Genomic DNA, 16,746 nt, shown 5'->3' on the forward strand with positions numbered 1-16,746 from the left:
GGAGGGGATCCTCCCGCCGCTCCGTTTCGTACGCGCTAGTCGCGGTCGTTGCTCACCGTGGTCTTCTGGACCTGGAGCAGGAACTCCGCGTTGGACTTGGTCTCCTTCATCTTCTCCAGGAGCAGCTCCAGCGCCTGCTGCATGTCGAGCGCGTGCAGCACCCGGCGCAGCTTCCAGACGATCTGGAGCTCTTCCTTGGCCATGAGGATCTCTTCCTTACGGGTGCCGGACGCGTCGACGTCCACCGCGGGGAAGATGCGCTTGTCGGCCAGGGAGCGGTTGAGCTTGAGCTCCATGTTGCCGGTGCCCTTGAACTCCTCGAAGATGACCTCGTCCATCTTGGACCCGGTCTCGACCAGGGCCGTGGCGAGGATCGTCAGCGAGCCGCCGTTCTCGATGTTGCGGGCGGCGCCGAAGAAGCGCTTGGGCGGGTAGAGGGCCGTGGAGTCGACACCACCCGACAGGATGCGCCCGGACGCCGGGGCCGCCAGGTTGTAGGCGCGGCCGAGCCGGGTGATCGAGTCGAGCAGGACGACCACGTCGTGGCCCAGCTCCACCAGGCGCTTGGCGCGCTCGATGGCGAGCTCGGCGACCGTGGTGTGGTCCTCGGCCGGACGGTCGAAGGTCGAGTGAATGACCTCGCCCTTGACCGACCGCTGCATGTCGGTGACCTCTTCGGGCCGCTCGTCCACGAGCACGACCATCAGGTGGCACTCGGGGTTGTTGCGGGTGATCGCGTTGGCGATCGACTGCAGCACCATCGTCTTGCCGGCCTTGGGCGGCGAGACGATGAGACCGCGCTGGCCCTTGCCGATCGGCGACACGAGGTCGATGATCCGCGTGGTCAGGATGTTGTGCTCGGTCTCCAGGCGCAGGCGCTCCTGCGGGTAGAGAGGCGTGAGCTTGTTGAAGTCGGGCCGGTTGCGGGCCTGCTCCGGGTCCATGCCGTTGACGGTGTCGAGACGGACCAGGGCGTTGAACTTCTCGCGGCGCTCGCCCTCGCGCGGCTGGCGGACGGCGCCGGTGATGACGTCGCCCTTGCGCAGGCCGTTGCGGCGGATCTGGGCCAGCGAGACGTACACGTCGTTGCTGCCCGGCAGGTAGCCGCTCGTCCTGACGAACGCGTAGTTGTCGAGGATGTCGAGGATGCCGGCGATCGGGATGAGGACGTCGTCGTCGCCGATCACGGGCTCGCTGCTGTCGAAGCGGTCACGGCCACGGCCGCGGTTGCGCTCCCTGAACCGGCCGCGCCGGCCACGGCCGCCGCGCTCGTCGTCGTCGCCGCCCCGCTGGTCACCGCGCTGGTCGCCGCGCTGGTCACGCTGGTCGCCGCGGCTGCCGGAGTCGGCGGTCCGCTGGTCGGCGCGACCGTCACGACCGTCGCGACCGTCACGACCGCCGTCGCGGCTGTCACGGGTGTCGCGGGCGCCGTCACGGCTGTCGCGGGTGTCGCGGGCGGCATCGCGGCCGCCCTCGCCGCGGTCGTTGCCGGAGCGGTCACCGCGGTCACGGCGCTCGCCGCGGCTGCGGCGCTCACGACGGCTCTCGCCGCGCTCGCCACGCGAGTCGCCCTGCGGCGCCTCCGCAGGCTGCACGGGCTGTACGGGCTGCTCGACGACCGGCTCGGCCGGAGCCGCCACGGGCTCGGCGACCGGGGCCGCGGCCACCGGCTCGGGGGCCTGCACCGCGGGTTCGTCAGCGGTCTTCACACGGGAACGTTCCCGGCGCGTCCTGGTGGGCCGCTCGGCGGCCGGGGCCGCGTCGACCGCGGCAGGCGCCTCGGCCGCCGCAGCGGGGGCGCCGTCTCCCGTGCCACCCTGCTTCTCCTGGATGGCCGCGATGAGCTGGCTCTTCCGCATGCGCCCGGTCCCGCTGATGCCCAGTTCGGCGGCCATCTTCTGCAGCTCGGGCAGCACCTTGGCGGACAGGCCGGTGCCGGAGCGACGCGCACGAGGCTTGGCCGCGGCGCGGGTGGGGGTGTCGCCGGACGCCGCAGATGTGCCTGGTGCGTCGGAGAGGAGTTCGGTGGTGTCGCTCAACTAAAAGGTCCTTCCCAGGGGTCGGGCGCCGGTTTCGTTCAGCCGGGCGTCCCGGAGGTGCTTGCGATCCGGCGGGACAGACCGGGTCGGGGTGCACTTTGCGATCTTCGGCCGCCGCTGGGGACGGTCGCGACTCTTGGCCAGGGGTTCTTCCGCGCAGTCACAGAGCCGTGACGCTTGGCTGACACCCCCGAGATTGCTGCCGCCAGCCAGATGTCGAGGTGATTCGAACGCGCAGCTCCCCGTCGTCGCCACCTCACGTCGGGCCAACCGGGTGTGGGCCAACCGGAGGCAACGGATTCCGGGGAGACAGCCGCGCTGCTCACGCCTCGCGACGTGAAGCATGATGCAGCGATGTACGGCTGACAAGCACGCACCCAACAAGGGGGCATCTGGTGCGGCTATCAGCCTAACATCACCAGCGCACACGGCTATTCCCTGAAGGTCTAAAGAGGCATCAGCGTGTCTCGGGGAACTGAACGGTCGCACCACCAGGGTCGACGTCCATTAGCTGGATGTGCCAGTCATTACCCACTTCTGGCGCGATCAAATCCTGCGAATCCGAGGTCGAAAACGCAAGGACCGTGGGACCCGCTCCCGAAACGACCGCGGGCACGCCCACTGCACGCAGACGTTCTACCAGATCCGCGCTCTCAGGCATCGCAGGCGCGCGGTAGTGCTGGTGGAGCCTGTCTTCGGTGGCGGCGAGCAGCAGCGCCCGATCCGGGCTCCGGGTCAGCGCCGCGATCAGCAACGCGGCCCGGCCGGCGTTGAAGGAGGCGTCCTTGTGGGGCACGTCCTTCGGCAGCAGCCCCCGGGCGGTCTCCGTCGACAGCCGCGTCGCCGGAACGAGCACGACAGGACGGACGCCCGCGTCGGGAACCAGCTTCACCCTACGCGGTGCGCCGTCATGCTCGGTCCAGGCGATCGTCAGGCCCCCGGCCAGGCACGGGGCGACGTTGTCGGGGTGCCCTTCCATCTCGGTCGCCAGCGCCAGCACGTCGTCGTCGCTCAGCACCGCGTCGCCGTGCGGCGGGTCACCGCGTGTCACGTCGCCGTGCGTCACGTCGCCGTGCGTGGCGCCGGCCAGGCTCCGGGCCGCGAGGATGCCCGCGCAGACGGCCGCCGACGAGCTGCCCAGGCCGCGCGCGTGCGGGATGCTGTTACGGCAGTGCATGCGGATCCCGGCGGGCTGGGGCAGACCCATCCGGTCGTACGTCTTCCGCATCGCCCTCACGACGAGATGGCCCTCGCCGGTGTCCACCTCACCGGCGCCCTCGCCCTCGACGGTCACCCGCGCCCCGTCGCCGTCGAGCGTCACCCGTACGTGGTCGTACAGGCTCAGCGCCAGGCCCAGGGAGTCGAACCCGGGGCCCAGGTTGGCCGACGTGGCCGGCACGCGGATGTCAACGGTGGTCATTCATCGGCCCTTTCTTCGTGGGGCGTGCCGGTTCTCGCACGCCCCCTCCGCACACACCTGCCCCCGACGCACACCCCGAGCCCGGGACGTACGCCGTGAGGCCGTGCCGTTCGTTCGTGAGGCCCTCGCCTCCACCCCGCCCGGAGCGCCGTACTGGGGCGCCGAGCGCCACCGCACCCGCACTCGCCGTACCGGCGCCGGGGAGGCGGGGTCGGGCGCCTTGCCCAGGGCGCCGCGCCTGGTCCGGCCTGGGGTGCCGGGCTCCGCCGTACCGCAAGCCGCCGTACCGGCGCCCTGGGGCGTTCGGCTCTCCCACCCTGGGCGCCGTTCCAGGGCGCCGGGCTCCGGCGTACACCGACTCGCCGTACCGGCGCTGGGAGGGGCGACGGCGGGTGGGTGCTCGGGTGGGTTCTCGGGCGGGTTCGCGTCTCCCCGCCCCAGCCCTCGGGGCGGTGGGGAGGGGGTGCCGCCCTGGGGCGGGCATGGTCAGGCGAGGCCGAGAGCTGCGGCGGCCGCGTGGACGTCGATGGGGATGGTGACCGGCGAGGGGGCGCCGGAGATGGCCCAGTCGGGGTCCTTGAGGCCGTTGCCGGTGACCGTGCAGACGATCCGCTGCCCCGGCTCGACGAGGCCCTGGGCGTGGGCCTGGAGGAGGCCGGCGACGCTGGCCGCCGAGGCGAGCTCGACGAAGACGCCCTCTTCCTGGGCGAGGAGCTTGTAGGCGGCGGCGATCTGCCGGTCGGTGACCGACTGGATGGCGCCGCCGGACTCGTCGCGGGCCGCGGTGGCGAGCTGCCAGGAGGCGGGGTTGCCGATGCGGATGGCCGTGGCGATGGTGTGGGGGTGGGTGACGGGGGCGCCGTCGACGATGGGCGCCGCGCCGCTGGCCTGGAAGCCGAACATGCGCGGCCGCTTGGTGGCGATGCCGTCGTCGGCGTATTCCTGGTAGCCCATCCAGTAGGCGGAGATGTTGCCGGCGTTGCCGACGGGGATGCAGTGGATGTCGGGGGCGTCGCCGAGCGTGTCGACGATCTCGAACGCCGCGGTCTTCTGCCCCTGGAGTCGGAACGGGTTGACGGAGTTGACCAGGGCGATCGGGTAGTTGGACGACAGCTTGCGCGTCATCTCCAGGCAGTCGTCGAACGAGCCCTCGACCTGGAGCAGCGTGGCGCCGTGGACGAGCGCCTGGGCGAGCTTGCCCATCGCGATCTTGCCTCGGGGCACCAGGACGGCGCAGGTGAGGCCGGCGCGGACCGCGTAGGCGGCGGCCGAGGCGGAGGTGTTGCCGGTGGAGGCGCAGATGACCGCCTTGGCCCCTTCCTCCACGGCCTTGCTGATGGCCATGGTCATGCCACGGTCCTTGAAGCTGCCCGTCGGGTTGGCGCCTTCGACCTTGAGGTAGACGTCGCAACCGGTGAGGGCGGAGACGCGGTGCGCGGGCACCAGCGGCGTCCCGCCTTCGAGGAGCGTGATGACGGGCGTCTTCGTGGTGACCGGGAGCCGCTCTCGGTACTCCTCGATGAGGCCACGCCACGACCTGCTCATTGGTCTCTCCCTACCTGCGCTGTTGGGCACCGAGTGTACGGGGTCCGCAGGGGGGAGGCGGATGGGCGTCCAGCGTGTGGACACGGGCCCTGACATCCCCATTATTCAGGAAATTCTCAGCATCCCCCGCTAGGGTCGGAGCAGGGGGTTCACAACCATGAACGCGCGTCCTGCTTTGCCGCAGAACGACTATTCAGCCTTGACGCCACCGGAGCTCGGCTCCTGGTCGCCTGCCCTGTCCGTGAGCGTGGTGATCCCCGCGCACGGCGGGCCGCATCTGGATCTGACGCTGGCGGCGCTGGCGGCGCAGACGTATCCCGGCCACCTCATGGAGGTCCTGGTCGTGGACGACGGCAGCGAGCCGCCGATCCGCCTGCCGGAGATCCGCCCGGACAACACGCGGATCGTCCGCCCGAGCACGGGCTGGGGCATCTCCAACGCCGTCAACGCGGGCGCCAACGCCGCCGACGGCGAGATCATCCAGCGGCTCGACGCCGACATGGTGACCTGCCGCGAGCACATCGAGGCGCTGGCCCGCTGGCACCACGTGACGGACTACCTGGTCACGATCGGCATGAAGCAGTTCGTGGAGGCGCCGCCGCTGACCGCCCGCCAGGTGGCCGGGGCCGCGCATCTGGGCGAGCTGTTCGACCTGGACGCGGCGGTGCCCAGCTCGACCGAGGCGACGATCGCCAAGACCGACGGCCTGCGCAAGAGCCGCAACCCGTACCACGTCTGCACCGGCCCGACGTTCGCGCTGCCCAGGGACGTCTTCCACGCGACCGGCGGCCTCGACCCGAACGTGCTGCGCGGCGAGGACACCGAGTTCGCCTACCGGCTGGCCATGCAGGGCGTGGTGTTCGTACCGGACCCGGAGGCGCGGGCGGTCCACCTGGGGCTGCCCGCCCAGCACCGCGACCGCGAGCGCGCCGTGCGGGCCGTCGAGCCCTACCTGGCGCACCGCATCCCGCTCCGGCGCGACCTGCGCAAGGACCGGGGCCGCCGGTGGCTGGTCCCGTACGTGGAGGTCGTCCTGGACGTGACGGACACCTCCGAGTCGGTGGTGCGGCAGGCGGTGTCGGCGGCGCTGGACGGCAAGCTGCAGGACGTGGCCGTCACGCTGGTCGGGCCGTGGTCGCGACTGCACGACGGGCGGCGTTCGGTGCTCGGCGACCCGTGCTTCGAGCTGCGGCTGATGCGTGACCTGTTCGCGCACGACGAGCGGGTCAGGCTCATCGACGAGGCGGCGCCGACGCCCGCGCCCGCGCCGTTCCGCTACCGGGGGCCGGTGGACGTGCCGCTGCACCGGGTGACGCTGGACCGCATGATCGAGACGGTGCAGAAGGACCTGACGGGCGTGCTGGTCGTGGACCTGCCCGACGGCCGCGCCGCCCGCCTGGAGCGCACGTCGGCGCTGGCCCGGGCGTTGCTGCTCACCGGGCCCGGTGACGACCTGGACGAGGTCATCCGTGAGACCCACGGGGTGCGGCATGTGTCGCCGGAGCGTTACTGGCCGCAGCCGCCGGAGCGGCAGCCCGCGCCGGTGACGATCCCCGCGGCGCCCGGCGTCACCGCCGACGCCGAGGCCGAGCAGTCCTCGCTGTTCGGCCGCCTGAAAGCAGCCCTCCGCCCCAACTGAGGGCCGGCGGGAATGGCGGCTAGGGGCGTTGGGTTTTGCCGAGGGCGCGTTTGAGCGTGGTCGCCACCAGGGCGCGCAGGCTCTCCTGGGCGCGGGTGGCGGCGGCGAGCCTGCGGCGCAGGTCGGCGCTCTCGCGGCGGAGCGTGCCGACCTCGCGGCGCAGCTCGACGGCGCTCTTGCGCCAGCGGCCCGCCTCCTCGCGCCACCGGGTGACCTGGGCGCGCAGGCGTTCGGTCTCGGCGGCCAGCCGGGCGTTCTCGGCCTCGGCGGCCAGCCGCGCGTTGTAGGCGGCGCGCCGCCCGGTGGGCTTGCGCGGCTCTCTGGTGAAGCCGTACGCCTCGCCCTCGACCCAGGCGACGCCCGACACCTCGTCCACGACGTCGTCGAGCCGTTCGCCGGGCCTGGCGAGCAGGCGGGCCCGGGAGAAGTAGGCGACGCGCTCCAGCCGGGCGGTCTCGATGCCCGTGGCCGATTCGGCGAGCAGCACGTTGACCAGCCCGAACACCTCGCCACGCGCCAAGTCCAGGAGCCGGGCCAGGGAGTCCTCGCCGGGCGCCCAGCCGGGCGGCAGGCGCAGCAGGAACGGCACGCGCGGGTCGACCTCGTCGGTGGTGACCAGGCCGACCCGGCCCTCGTGCTGGTAGTGGCCGTGCACGAGCACCTGGTCGAGGCGCGGGTCCTTCAGCGGGGCGCGGCGGTCGCGGTCGAGCTCGTCCCAGGGGCCGACGAGGTGCACACGCACGTCGTTGACGGTGCCGGCGAGCAGCGCGTCGACGGTGGCGCGCACGTCCTCGTACGGCGCGGTGCCGTCGACCAGGGCGACGACGCTCGGGACGAGCCACTGGCGGGCCGGGTGGGAGCGCAGCCAGCGGTAGGCGGGGATGCGGTCGGCCACGAAGGCGTGGCTGACGCGGTCGATGCGCGGCTTGTCGCGCATCCGCATGGTGGGGCCGAGGTGGTAGGCGCGGGCGTCGGGCTCCGGCACGAACACGGCGCCGGCCTGCGCGAGGCGGTAGCCCATCTCGGTGTCCTGGCCGAGGATCAGCTCGTCGTCCATCGGCCCGGCGGCCTCGACGAGCCGGGCGCTGACGGAGGTGTTGCCGCCGACGTGCACGCTGAACGGGCGCGGCGAGTTGGCGGTGAGCCCGTCGGTGCGTTCGACCAGGTCGACGATCCAGGCGTGGGGTTCGGCGGGCTCGAAGTACGCCTCGAGGTCGGCGGGCAGCTCGGCGGGCAGCTCGGCCTCGCTGAAGCGCAGGTGGCCGTAGACGACGAGGTAGGGGGCGGCGTGGTGCCAGCGCATGTGGGCGGTGAGCGCGCCGGGGGTGAGCACCACGTCGGAGTCGAGCCAGTGGATGACGTCGCCGGTCGCCTCGGCGAGGCCGGCGTTGCGGGCGCTGGCGCGGCCGGGCCTCTCACAGCGGATCAGGCGGGTTCCGGCGGGGCGTTCGGCGGGCAGGCTCAGCGGCGGCGTGGTGCCGTTGTCGACGACGACGACCTCGGTCAGCCCGGCCGGGTAGGTCTGCCTGGCGAGCCCGGCGAGCGCGAGGTCGAGTTTGTCCTGGCCGCCGTAGGCGGGCACGATCACGCTGACGCGCAGCTCCGGGGTGTAGCCGGCGGGCGGTCGCAGCGGGCGGTAGTCGTTGCCGCGCAGCCTCATGCGGCTTCCATGAGCAGGCTGGGGCGGAAGCCGTGCCACTGGTTGGCGGCGACCTTGAGGAAGTGGCCGAGGGGAAGCTGCCAGGTGTGCCCGCCGCCGAGGCCGCGCCGCAGCATGTAGCCGAGGCCGTGGGTGCGGTAGATGCGGGCGCCGGACTCGTGGGCGGCCTTCAGGAACTCGCGGTCGACGGACCGGGGCAGCGCCGGAAATCCCCCCAGGTCACGAAATGTCGCCCGGGAGACGGTGATCGTGCCGCCCGCCACGTGGTCGGACCACACCTCGCTCGGGTACGAGGCCCCGCTGGCGAACGTGACGCGCCTGACCGTGACGTGGAGCGGCTCCAGATAGAAGAACTCGCCGGTGGTTCCCACGACGTCGGCGCCGGAGTAGGCGGCCGCCATGACGAGGTCGGCCAGATGGTCGGGGCCGTACCAGTCGTCGTCGTCCCACTTGGCCAGGTGGTCGCCGGCGGCCTGCGCCGCCGCCCGGTTGAGCACCTCGCCGAACGGCACCGCGCGCTCGGCCTCCACCCAGGACACCGGCAGCGGGCAGGACTCGACCACCGGGCGCACCTCGTCGTACGTGAACCCGTGCAGCCCGAGCACGACCTCGGCCTCGACGCCGCGCTGGCGTGCCATCTGCGCCAGGGCCTCGCCCACCAGGCCCGGCCGCATCGTGGCCATGACGATGCTGACCTTGGGCGTCGCGGCGGGCCCGGCCAGGCGGCGCAGGCGTACGCTGTGCTCCTCGCGCCGCAGGTCGGCCAGGCAGCGCAGGCCGTCGCCGGGCTCGTGGGCGAGCCAGTCGCGGTCGGTGAGCAGCGCGGCCAGGCCGGCGGGGACCCAGGCGGGCGCGTGGGCGGCGGTCAGCGGCACCCCGGCGGCGGCGAGCTCCATGACGTCGTCGAGCGGCACCTCGCCGGCGGGCCAGTCGATCTCCAGGCCGCGCAGGCGGCGCAGCTCCGCGGCGGGGGGCCGCACCCAGCCGCCGTCGTGCCAGTGGAGGCGCGCGAGCCCCTGGTCAGCCGTGCGGGCGAAGCCGGCCGGGGTGAGGGACATGCGCTGCTGCTCCTAGCGGGTCGGACTTGATCGGCGCCTACCTTACGCCGCTTTTTACTGACACGTACCCGCAGGGTTCCCATCCGGTATGGGCGGTCACGGCAGATTCACAGTGTGTACACAGGAAACTCTGGCACGGTGGTGACTGTTGTTGAATAAGGTGTCATTAATGCCCTAACGCCCGGATAAGTCATAACGAAAGGTTTGAGCGGATGCTTGCGCCACGCCGGCCGGCAGCCACCGCCGCCGCTCTGGGAGCACTGGCCCTGGCCGTGCTCGTGCTGCTGGTGCTCGCCGGCCTGTTCTCCCTCGCGGAGGCCGCGACGGCCGGTGGATTCGTGATCTCGCTCGCCGCGCTCGCCTTCCTGGTCCTCGCCGTGCGCCGCATCGACGGCAAGGCGCACCGCATCGACCTGCGCGTCAAGAAGTACGAGGCCGAGCTGGCCAGGACCACCACCGCGCTGCGGCAGATCGACGCGCGCCTGGACAAGCTCACCCGCGCCGTCGAGGAGTCGGGCGCCCGGCGCGGCGACGACATCGGCGCCATCCTGGCCTCGCTCGGCGAGGACCGCGTCAACGCCATGGCCAGAGCCCGAGAGGTGGAGGAGCTGCGCGAGGAGGTCCGCGCGCTCTCCAAGGACCGGGTATGACCCGCGTCCGGCACAACGACTACGGGGTGCTGAGCCCGCCCGCGCTCGGCTCGTGGCGGCCCGAGCTCAGCGTGTCCGTGGTCATCCCGGCCTACGACTGCCAGGAGGCGCTGGAGCGCACGGTGGCCTCGCTGGCCGCCCAGACCTACCCCGCGCACCTGGTCGAGGTGGTCGTCGCCGACGACGGCAGCGACCCGCCCGTCCACCTGCCGGGCGCCCGCGTCGTGCGGGTGGAGCAGGGCTGGGGCCGGGGCGCCGCCCGCCAGGCCGGGCAGCTCGCGGCCACCGGCGACGTCGTCCACTGGCTCGACTCCGACATGGTGCTGAACCCGGGCCACCTGGAGGCGCACCTGCGCTGGCACCACCTCATCGACCACGCCGTGGTGATCGGCGAGACGAGGTTCGTGGACGCGCCGGGCGACGAGGGCGCGCCGACCCCGTACACGCTCAAGACCCTGGAGTCCACCAGGTGGCTGCGTGACGCCGGCGCGAGCGCGTACCTGCTGCACACGGGCGCGTCCAGCTCGGTCCGCAGGGAGCTGCTGCGCGCGGCGGGCGGCGTCGACCCCGGCCTGAACATGGCGGAGGACACCGAGCTCGGCTACCGGCTGGCGCAGGCGGGCGCGGTGTTCATCCCCGACCCGGAGGCCGTCGGCAAGCACGTCGGGCCGTCCACGGTCATGCTGCGGGAGAAGGAGGTGCACCGGCACAACTGGTCCTACCTGGGCGACTACATTCCCGACCTGCGCTGGCTGCGCCGCCATCCGCGCCGTGCCTGGCTGGTCCCGTACGTGCGCGTGGTCGTGACGGCCACCACGTACGAGGAGACGCGCGCCACCGTCGACTCCGCGCTGGCCGGGACGCTCGTGGACGCGGCGGTCACCATCGTCGGCCCGTGGGGCGAGCTGACCGGCGGGCGCCGCGCCAGCCTCGACGAGCCGCTGCTGGACCTGCGCCTGCTGGGCAACCTGTACGCGCACGAGCCGCGCGTGGCGTTCGCCGAGAGCGCGCCCGCGTCCGCCGCGCCCGCGCCCTTCTCGCTGCGCGTCCCCGCCGGCTGGGCGCTCGGCGCCGGCACCCTGTCCTCCCTCGTACGCCTCGCCGAACAGGACACGCTCGGCCTGGTCAGCGCCGTGCTGGCGGAGACCGCGACCGGGGTCGTGGCCGCCAGGCTGGAGCGCACGGCGGCGTTCGCGCGCGCGGCGCGCTTCCCCGGGGCGGCGGACGACCTGGTGGACGAGCTGTTCGGCTCGCTGTGGGTGGGCGGGGACGAGCACGGGTTCGTCCCCGCCGACGAGGCCGAGCCGCCGGGCGGCGACGCGGCCAGGTGGCGGGCCGTCGCCGCCGAACGGGCCGCTGAGCTGAAGGCGGCCAAGGCCGAGATCGACCGGCTGACCGCCGAGGTCGAACGCCTGTCAGCGCCCGCCGCCGACGGCGACGGGACCAAGGGGCCGCTGTCGTCCCTGATGAGACACCTGCGGAGCGCCGGATGATCGACCGGTTGCTGGCCGAGCTGCCCAAGGCCAGGGTGTTCCTCGCGGGCATCGACGACGCGGCCGTGCCGGGCGTCGACCTGGACCGCGACCTGCTGGAGCCGGGCGGCGACGCCGAGCAGGCGGCGGAGGTGCTGGTGATCGCCCGCACCCCGGCCGACCTGCGGCGCGCCGCGACGCTGCACAAACTGCTGCCGGAGGCCCGCCGGGTGGTCGTGGCCGTGCTCGACACCCCGGCCGCCCACCCCGCGCCGGTGCCGACGCCGACGCCCGCGCACCGCTGGCGCTCCCTGTCGGACCTGCGCGTCTACCGGCCCAAGGACCGGGTGTGGGTGGTGGACGCCCGCTTCTCCGCGCCCGCCCCGGCAGGCCGTACCGTGACGGCGACGGCCCGCGCGTTCGCCGGGCACCGGCTCGACGTGATCGCCGCGCCCGCCGCCGCGATCGCCGGCGTCGGCGCCGCCGACTGGCGGCCGGGCGACCCCAACGCCACCCCCGCCGACGTCGCCGGGCCCGTCCCGGAACGCGTCGGCGCGCCCGGCAGCGACCTGGTGCTGCGCACGCTGGACGCCGAGACCGCGCCCCCGTCGGCCGCCGGCGCCGCCCGCTCCTGGGACGGCGCCGAGACCCCCGTCGAACGGCCGACGCTCCGGGCGGCGAGCTGGGAGCGGCTGGGCCGGCCCGGCGGGTCGGAGCTGCCGCTGGCCGACCCCGACGTGCTCGCCGAGCCGTCCATGATCCCGCCGGTGGACGAGCGCCTGGTGAACCCGCAGGGCTTCGTCACCACCCCGACCCGGGGCGTGGCCGCGCTGGCCGAACGCGACGGCCGCTGGACGGTGCTGCTGGACGGCAAGCCGGTGACGACGTTCGCCGAGTCGGGCGGCGTCACCGACGCCGACGTGTCCCGGCTGCGGCAGATCCGCGCCGTCGAGATCGACTGGCACCACGCGCACAGCGGCCCGCTCGCCGCCGTGCGCGTGCTGGCCGGGCTGGCCGCCGCCGGCGTGCCGCTGTTCTCCGGGCCGGTGCCCCGCTGGGCGGGCGCGCTCGGCGAAGAGCTCGTCGCGCTCGTCCAGTCGCCGCCCGACCTGGCCGACGACCTGCGGCGCGAGGAGCACAGCATCCGGCTGCGCCGCACCGCGCTGCGCACCCACGGCGTGGCCGCCCGCTGGGAGCAGCTCGGCGCGCCGCCGCCCGCTCCCCCGCTCACCTCGGTCCTGCTGGCCACCCGCCGCACCGACATGGTCGGCTTCGCGCTCGACCAGATCGCCCGCCAGCGCGACGTCCGGCTGGAGGTCGTCCTGGCGCTGCACGGCGTCCCGCCGGGACATCCCGACGTGGCCGCCGCGGTCGCCGCGTACGACGGGCCGCTGACCGTGTTCGAGGCGGGCGCGCAGGCGGTGTTCGGCGAGGTGCTGAACGAGGCCGCGGCCAAGGCGTCCGGCTCGTTCCTGCTGAAGATGGACGACGACGACTGGTACGGCCCGGACTTCCTGTCGGACCTGCTGCTCGCGCACTCCTACTCGGGGGCGCAGGTGGTGGGGACCGTGCCGGAGTTCGTCTACCTGTCGTCGATCGACGTCACCGTGCACCGCAAGCAGTTCACCGAGCAGATCACCAGCTTCGTGGCGGGCGGCACCATCCTCGTGGAGCGCTCGGCGTTCCAGGCGGTGGGCGGCTTCCGGCCGCTGCACCGCTCGGTCGACACCCAGTTCCAGGAGGCGCTGCAGGCCGCCGGAGGCCAGATCTACCGCACCCACGGCCTCGGCTACATCCTGCGCCGCGGCCCCGCCGCCAACCACACCTGGCGGGAGCCGATCGGCACGTTCCTGCAGCGCAACCGGCAGCAGTGGCGCGGCTTCCGGCCGAACGCCCTCATGGAGCTCGACGGGAGCCCGCGTCCATGACTCCCCGCATCCGCCGCAACGACTACGGCGTCCTCACCCCGCCCCGCCTGGGCGCGTGGGAGCCCGCGCTCACCGTCACCGTCGTCATCCCGGCGCACGACCGCCAGGCGACGCTGGACCTCACGCTGGCGGCGCTCGCCGCCCAGTCCTACCCGGCCGAGCTGATGGACGTCATCGTGGTGGACGACGGCAGCGCCGTCCCGCTGCGCCTGCCGCCGCTCGCGCCCGGCCGCACCAAGCTCATCAGCAGCCCGCCCGGCGGCTGGGGGCGCGCCTGGGCGGTGCAGGCGGGCATCGACGCCGCCGCCGGCGACGTCGTCTTCGTGCTGGACGCCGACATGATCCCGCACCGCCACCACGTGGAGGCCCAGCTCCGCTGGCACCACCTGGCCCCGTACGTGGTCGCGCTCGGCTGGATCGACTTCACCTCGGCCACCGGCGAGCTGCCCGCCCCCGAGACCGTGCGCACGTCCGTGGAGAACGGCCGCGCGGACGAGCTGTTCCCCCTGTCGGCCCTGCGCCACGACTGGGCCGAGAAGATCATCCACGACCACGACGGCCTGCGCACCGCGCCGAACTCCCTTGCCACCCGCATCCACGTGGGCGCCACCGTCTCCTACCCGGCCGCGCTGCTGCGCTCGATCGGCGGCATGGACACCTCGCTCGTCCTGGCCGAGGACACCGAGCTGGGCTACCGCCTCACCCAGGCCGGCGCGGTCTACGTACCGGACCCGGAGTCGCGCGCCTGGCACCTCGGCCTGCCGACCGCCATGCGCGACTTCGCCGCGCTCAAGCGCTACAACGACCCGTACGTGGCCGACCGCGTCCCCTACCGCCGCTACCTGCGCACCGACCGGGGCCGCCAGTGGCTGGTCCCGTACGTGGACGCGACCGTCCCGGCGGGCGGCTACGAGGACGTACGGGCCACCGTCGACGCCCTGCTCGGCGGCTCGCTCCCGGACGTGCGCGTCACGATTCCCGGCCCGTGGGAGTCGCTGACCGACGGCCGCCGCTCGCCGCTCGGCGACCCGGACCTCGACCTGCGGCTGATTCGCGCCACGTTCGAGCACGACCCGCGCGTCCACCTGGCGGACGCGCCCGGCGGGACGTCGCCCGCGCCGTTCAGGCTGATGGTCCCGCCCGGCTGGGTGCCCGGCGAGGACACCGTGGAGCGGCTGGTCGCCCACCTGGAGGAGCACGACGGCGGCTCGCTGTGCGTGGCGCTGGACGAGACCGCCGACGGCGTCGTCGTCGCCCGCCTCGACCGCACCGCCGCCCTGTCCCGCGCCGCCCTGGTCGCCGAACCCGGCGAGCATCCGGACGACGTGCTGGACGAGGTCTTCGGGCTGGAGTGGACGGACGGCGAATCGTGGGGGTTCGCGCCGCGCCCGGAGGTGTACCCGCCGCGCCGCCGGCCGCCGTCCGAGGCCGAACGGCTCGCCGCCCAGCGGGAGAAGGAGCTCGCCCTCTACCGCAAGCGCACCGCCGCGCTGCGCGCCGAGCTGTCGCAGTTGCGGCGCGAGGCGGGCAAGAACGGGCGGGACGCCGCCCGGTGGCGCGAGAAGGCCGAGGAGTGGCGGCGCGAGGCGGTCCGCCTGGCGCGCGCCCGCGAGCGCGAGCGTGACCGCACGGTCATCAAGCGCGCGGTGCGGCGCGTCCGCAAGCTCGCCTTCCCCGACGGGCCGTAGCACCGGCCGCTCTCCTGGTCCTCAGGACCGCAGGAACGTCACCTGCGTGGAGCCCTCGATCACGCCGGCCCGCTCATGCGCCCCTCTGAGCGCGTCCGACTGGAAGTGCGCCCGGGTGGCCTCGACGTCGGCACAGGCGAACAGCACCACGGCCTCGTCCGGGCTGTCCACGTTCGTGGACACCAGCACGGTGCGCATGCCGGCCGCGGCCCGGCGCTCGTCCAGGCTGTCGAAGGCGGTCCGCCAGGTGTCGTGGTCGGCGAACCTCTGACGTACCAGCAGGTGGAACTCGGCCATGCGGATTGTGCCCCTTTACCGGTCCGAAACTTGACTGGGTCACCTGACGGTAGCAGCGACATGATCATTCATTGAGTGATTTATGCACATAATCGGCTCACAAAGATCTTCTACGCCAGAGGAAGATTCACATCCCACCGGTGCACTGGGACCACTCCACGGCGATTGACCATCCGAGACGGCTCGAATGCGGACAGTAATCTCCCGCTCATGGTTACCCCCCTGCACGAGGGTCTCATCAGCATCACGACCCTCGACACCACCCGGACCGGACACATGCTCCGGTCCCTCTTCGACCTCCCGCTCCCCCGGGACTCGGAGGCCCGCCTCGTGTCCCCGGACCTGTCGGAGTGCGTCCCCGCCAGCTTCCACGCCGACGCCGCCCTGCTGTACGGCGAGAAGGAGGAGAAACTCGGCGTCATCGCGGAGGTCCAGCTCAAACGGGACCCGATCAAACGCTGGACCTGGCCCGTCTACCTGGCCACGATGCGCGCCCGCGACCGCTGCAAGGCCACCCTCGTGGTCATCTGCCCCGACCACTCCACCGCCCGCTGGGCGGCCGAGCCCATCGACACGGGGCATCCCGGGTACGTCCTGCACCCGCTCGTGATCGGGCCCCACAACACCCCGGTCATCACCGACGTCGCCGAAGCGGTCGGCGACATCGGCCTGGCCGCCATCTCGGCCATCACCCACAGCGACCACCCCGAGATCCACGCCATCCTCGCCACCTTGGCCGAGGCCCTGGACAACATCGATTCCAAGCTGGCACGTCGGTACGCTGAATATGTCACCGTGGCGTTGACCGGCAGTGCACAGAAAGAGATGGAGCGCCTGATGGCCACCGAAACCTACCTCTACCAGGGCGAATACGCCCAGAGCCTCCTGGCGAAAGGCCAGGAGCGCGGCAAGGCGGAAGGCAAAGCCGAGGGCAAGGCCGAGGGCGAGGCGCGAGCGGTGCTGCTGTACCTGAAAGCCAGGGCGATCCCGGTCCCGGACGAGGTCCGCGAACGCATCTCCGCGTGCACCGACATCCCCACGCTGGAGACGTGGATCGAGCGCGCGGCCGTCATCGACACCATCGACGAACTCTTCGCCTGAGCCCAGCTCAGACTGACCCACCGCATCCTTCAGATCACCTCACCGGGCGGGCTCCCCCCAACGCTGAATCCAGCACGCCCGCAACGTGGGCACATCACCGCGCCGTCCCACCGATGGCGCGCAGAAGGAACGGAGCACCCGATGGCCTCTAGGACCAACGCCGTTCAGTTAGGGCTGGGGTCGTGGCGTCAAGGGCTGGCCCGGAGCATGTTGATGCTGATGGTGGCTTTGTAGGTGGTCCGGTCGATG

General features: G+C 73.0%; 12 protein-coding genes. 6 read left to right on the forward strand and 6 right to left on the reverse strand.

Annotation, left to right across the window (positions count from 1 at the left end):
* Window positions 1–35 precede the first annotated feature (35 nt).
* From rho to thrC, 3 genes are all read right to left on the reverse strand, one after another.
* Window positions 36–2,039, reverse strand: a complete 2,004-nt coding sequence (gene rho, locus AB0G11_RS36840; protein ID WP_357591295.1) for a transcription termination factor Rho — start codon at window positions 2,037–2,039, stop codon at window positions 36–38.
* A 457-nt stretch (window positions 2,040–2,496) separates the two neighbouring features.
* Window positions 2,497–3,459, reverse strand: a complete 963-nt coding sequence (locus AB0G11_RS36845) for a homoserine kinase (RefSeq protein WP_357591296.1) — start codon at window positions 3,457–3,459, stop codon at window positions 2,497–2,499.
* Window positions 3,460–3,945: 486 nt separating this feature from the next.
* Window positions 3,946–5,004, reverse strand: coding sequence for a threonine synthase (gene thrC, locus AB0G11_RS36850; RefSeq protein WP_219505888.1), 1,059 nt, complete (start codon window positions 5,002–5,004; stop codon window positions 3,946–3,948).
* A gap of 199 nt (window positions 5,005–5,203) precedes the next feature.
* Between thrC and AB0G11_RS36855 the strand changes: the two genes are divergently transcribed.
* On the forward strand, window positions 5,204–6,643 hold the full coding sequence (locus tag AB0G11_RS36855; RefSeq protein WP_357591297.1) for a glycosyltransferase: 1,440 nt from the start codon (window positions 5,204–5,206) through the stop codon (window positions 6,641–6,643).
* A gap of 19 nt (window positions 6,644–6,662) precedes the next feature.
* Here AB0G11_RS36855 and AB0G11_RS36860 read toward each other — a convergent pair whose 3' ends face one another.
* Both AB0G11_RS36860 and AB0G11_RS36865 read right to left on the reverse strand, forming a co-directional pair.
* Entirely contained in the window at window positions 6,663–8,303 is a 1,641-nt protein-coding gene (locus tag AB0G11_RS36860) for a glycosyltransferase (protein ID WP_357591298.1), read from the reverse strand.
* Complete coding sequence (locus AB0G11_RS36865; RefSeq protein ID WP_357591299.1) at window positions 8,300–9,361, reverse strand: glycosyltransferase; 1,062 nt, start codon at window positions 9,359–9,361, stop codon at window positions 8,300–8,302. The genes AB0G11_RS36860 and AB0G11_RS36865 overlap by 4 nt, the downstream gene beginning before the upstream one ends.
* Window positions 9,362–9,573: 212 nt before the next feature.
* On the opposite strand from AB0G11_RS36865, the gene AB0G11_RS36870 reads away from it, so the two are divergent.
* Genes AB0G11_RS36870 through AB0G11_RS36885 form a run of 4 tightly spaced genes read left to right on the forward strand, consistent with a single transcriptional unit; the run spans window position 9,574 to window position 15,099 of the window.
* Entirely contained in the window at window positions 9,574–10,011 is a 438-nt protein-coding gene (locus AB0G11_RS36870) for a hypothetical protein (protein WP_219505895.1), read from the forward strand.
* Window positions 10,008–11,504, forward strand: coding sequence for a glycosyltransferase family 2 protein (locus AB0G11_RS36875; RefSeq protein ID WP_357591300.1), 1,497 nt, complete (start codon window positions 10,008–10,010; stop codon window positions 11,502–11,504). Before AB0G11_RS36870 ends, AB0G11_RS36875 begins: the two co-directional genes overlap by 4 nt.
* Entirely contained in the window at window positions 11,501–13,411 is a 1,911-nt protein-coding gene (locus AB0G11_RS36880) for a glycosyltransferase (RefSeq protein ID WP_219505901.1), read from the forward strand. Before AB0G11_RS36875 ends, AB0G11_RS36880 begins: the two co-directional genes overlap by 4 nt.
* Complete coding sequence (locus AB0G11_RS36885; RefSeq protein WP_357591301.1) at window positions 13,408–15,099, forward strand: glycosyltransferase; 1,692 nt, start codon at window positions 13,408–13,410, stop codon at window positions 15,097–15,099. The genes AB0G11_RS36880 and AB0G11_RS36885 overlap by 4 nt, the downstream gene beginning before the upstream one ends.
* A 21-nt stretch (window positions 15,100–15,120) precedes the next feature.
* Here AB0G11_RS36885 and AB0G11_RS36890 read toward each other — a convergent pair whose 3' ends face one another.
* Window positions 15,121–15,396 (reverse strand): hypothetical protein, encoded by a 276-nt coding sequence (locus AB0G11_RS36890; protein ID WP_219505906.1) that lies wholly within the window; start codon window positions 15,394–15,396, stop codon window positions 15,121–15,123.
* A 210-nt stretch (window positions 15,397–15,606) separates the two neighbouring features.
* On the opposite strand from AB0G11_RS36890, the gene AB0G11_RS36895 reads away from it, so the two are divergent.
* Window positions 15,607–16,497 carry a hypothetical protein gene (locus tag AB0G11_RS36895; protein WP_357591303.1) on the forward strand — a complete coding sequence of 297 codons (891 nt, stop codon included), beginning with the start codon at window positions 15,607–15,609 and terminating at the stop codon, window positions 16,495–16,497.
* Window positions 16,498–16,746: the final 249 nt, after the last annotated feature.

The organism is Nonomuraea sp. NPDC023979 (genome assembly GCF_040639085.1).
In the GTDB taxonomy this organism is placed as follows: Bacteria; Actinomycetota; Actinomycetes; order Streptosporangiales; family Streptosporangiaceae; genus Nonomuraea; species Nonomuraea ceibae.

Bases quoted from the DNA above. Each gene is read 5' to 3' on its own strand.
- AB0G11_RS36890 (WP_219505906.1), bottom strand. From the start codon at position 15,396: ATGGCCGAGTTCCACCTGCTGGTACGTCAGAGGTTCGCCGACCACGAC.
- AB0G11_RS36845 (WP_357591296.1), bottom strand. From the start codon at position 3,459: ATGACCACCGTTGACATCCGCGTGCCGGCCACGTCGGCCAACCTGGGC.
- thrC (WP_219505888.1), bottom strand. From the start codon at position 5,004: ATGAGCAGGTCGTGGCGTGGCCTCATCGAGGAGTACCGAGAGCGGCTC.
- AB0G11_RS36895 (WP_357591303.1), top strand. From the start codon at position 15,607: ATGGTTACCCCCCTGCACGAGGGTCTCATCAGCATCACGACCCTCGAC.
- AB0G11_RS36885 (WP_357591301.1), top strand. From the start codon at position 13,408: ATGACTCCCCGCATCCGCCGCAACGACTACGGCGTCCTCACCCCGCCC.
- AB0G11_RS36865 (WP_357591299.1), bottom strand. From the start codon at position 9,361: ATGTCCCTCACCCCGGCCGGCTTCGCCCGCACGGCTGACCAGGGGCTC.
- AB0G11_RS36870 (WP_219505895.1), top strand. From the start codon at position 9,574: ATGCTTGCGCCACGCCGGCCGGCAGCCACCGCCGCCGCTCTGGGAGCA.
- AB0G11_RS36880 (WP_219505901.1), top strand. From the start codon at position 11,501: ATGATCGACCGGTTGCTGGCCGAGCTGCCCAAGGCCAGGGTGTTCCTC.
- AB0G11_RS36875 (WP_357591300.1), top strand. From the start codon at position 10,008: ATGACCCGCGTCCGGCACAACGACTACGGGGTGCTGAGCCCGCCCGCG.
- AB0G11_RS36860 (WP_357591298.1), bottom strand. From the start codon at position 8,303: ATGAGGCTGCGCGGCAACGACTACCGCCCGCTGCGACCGCCCGCCGGC.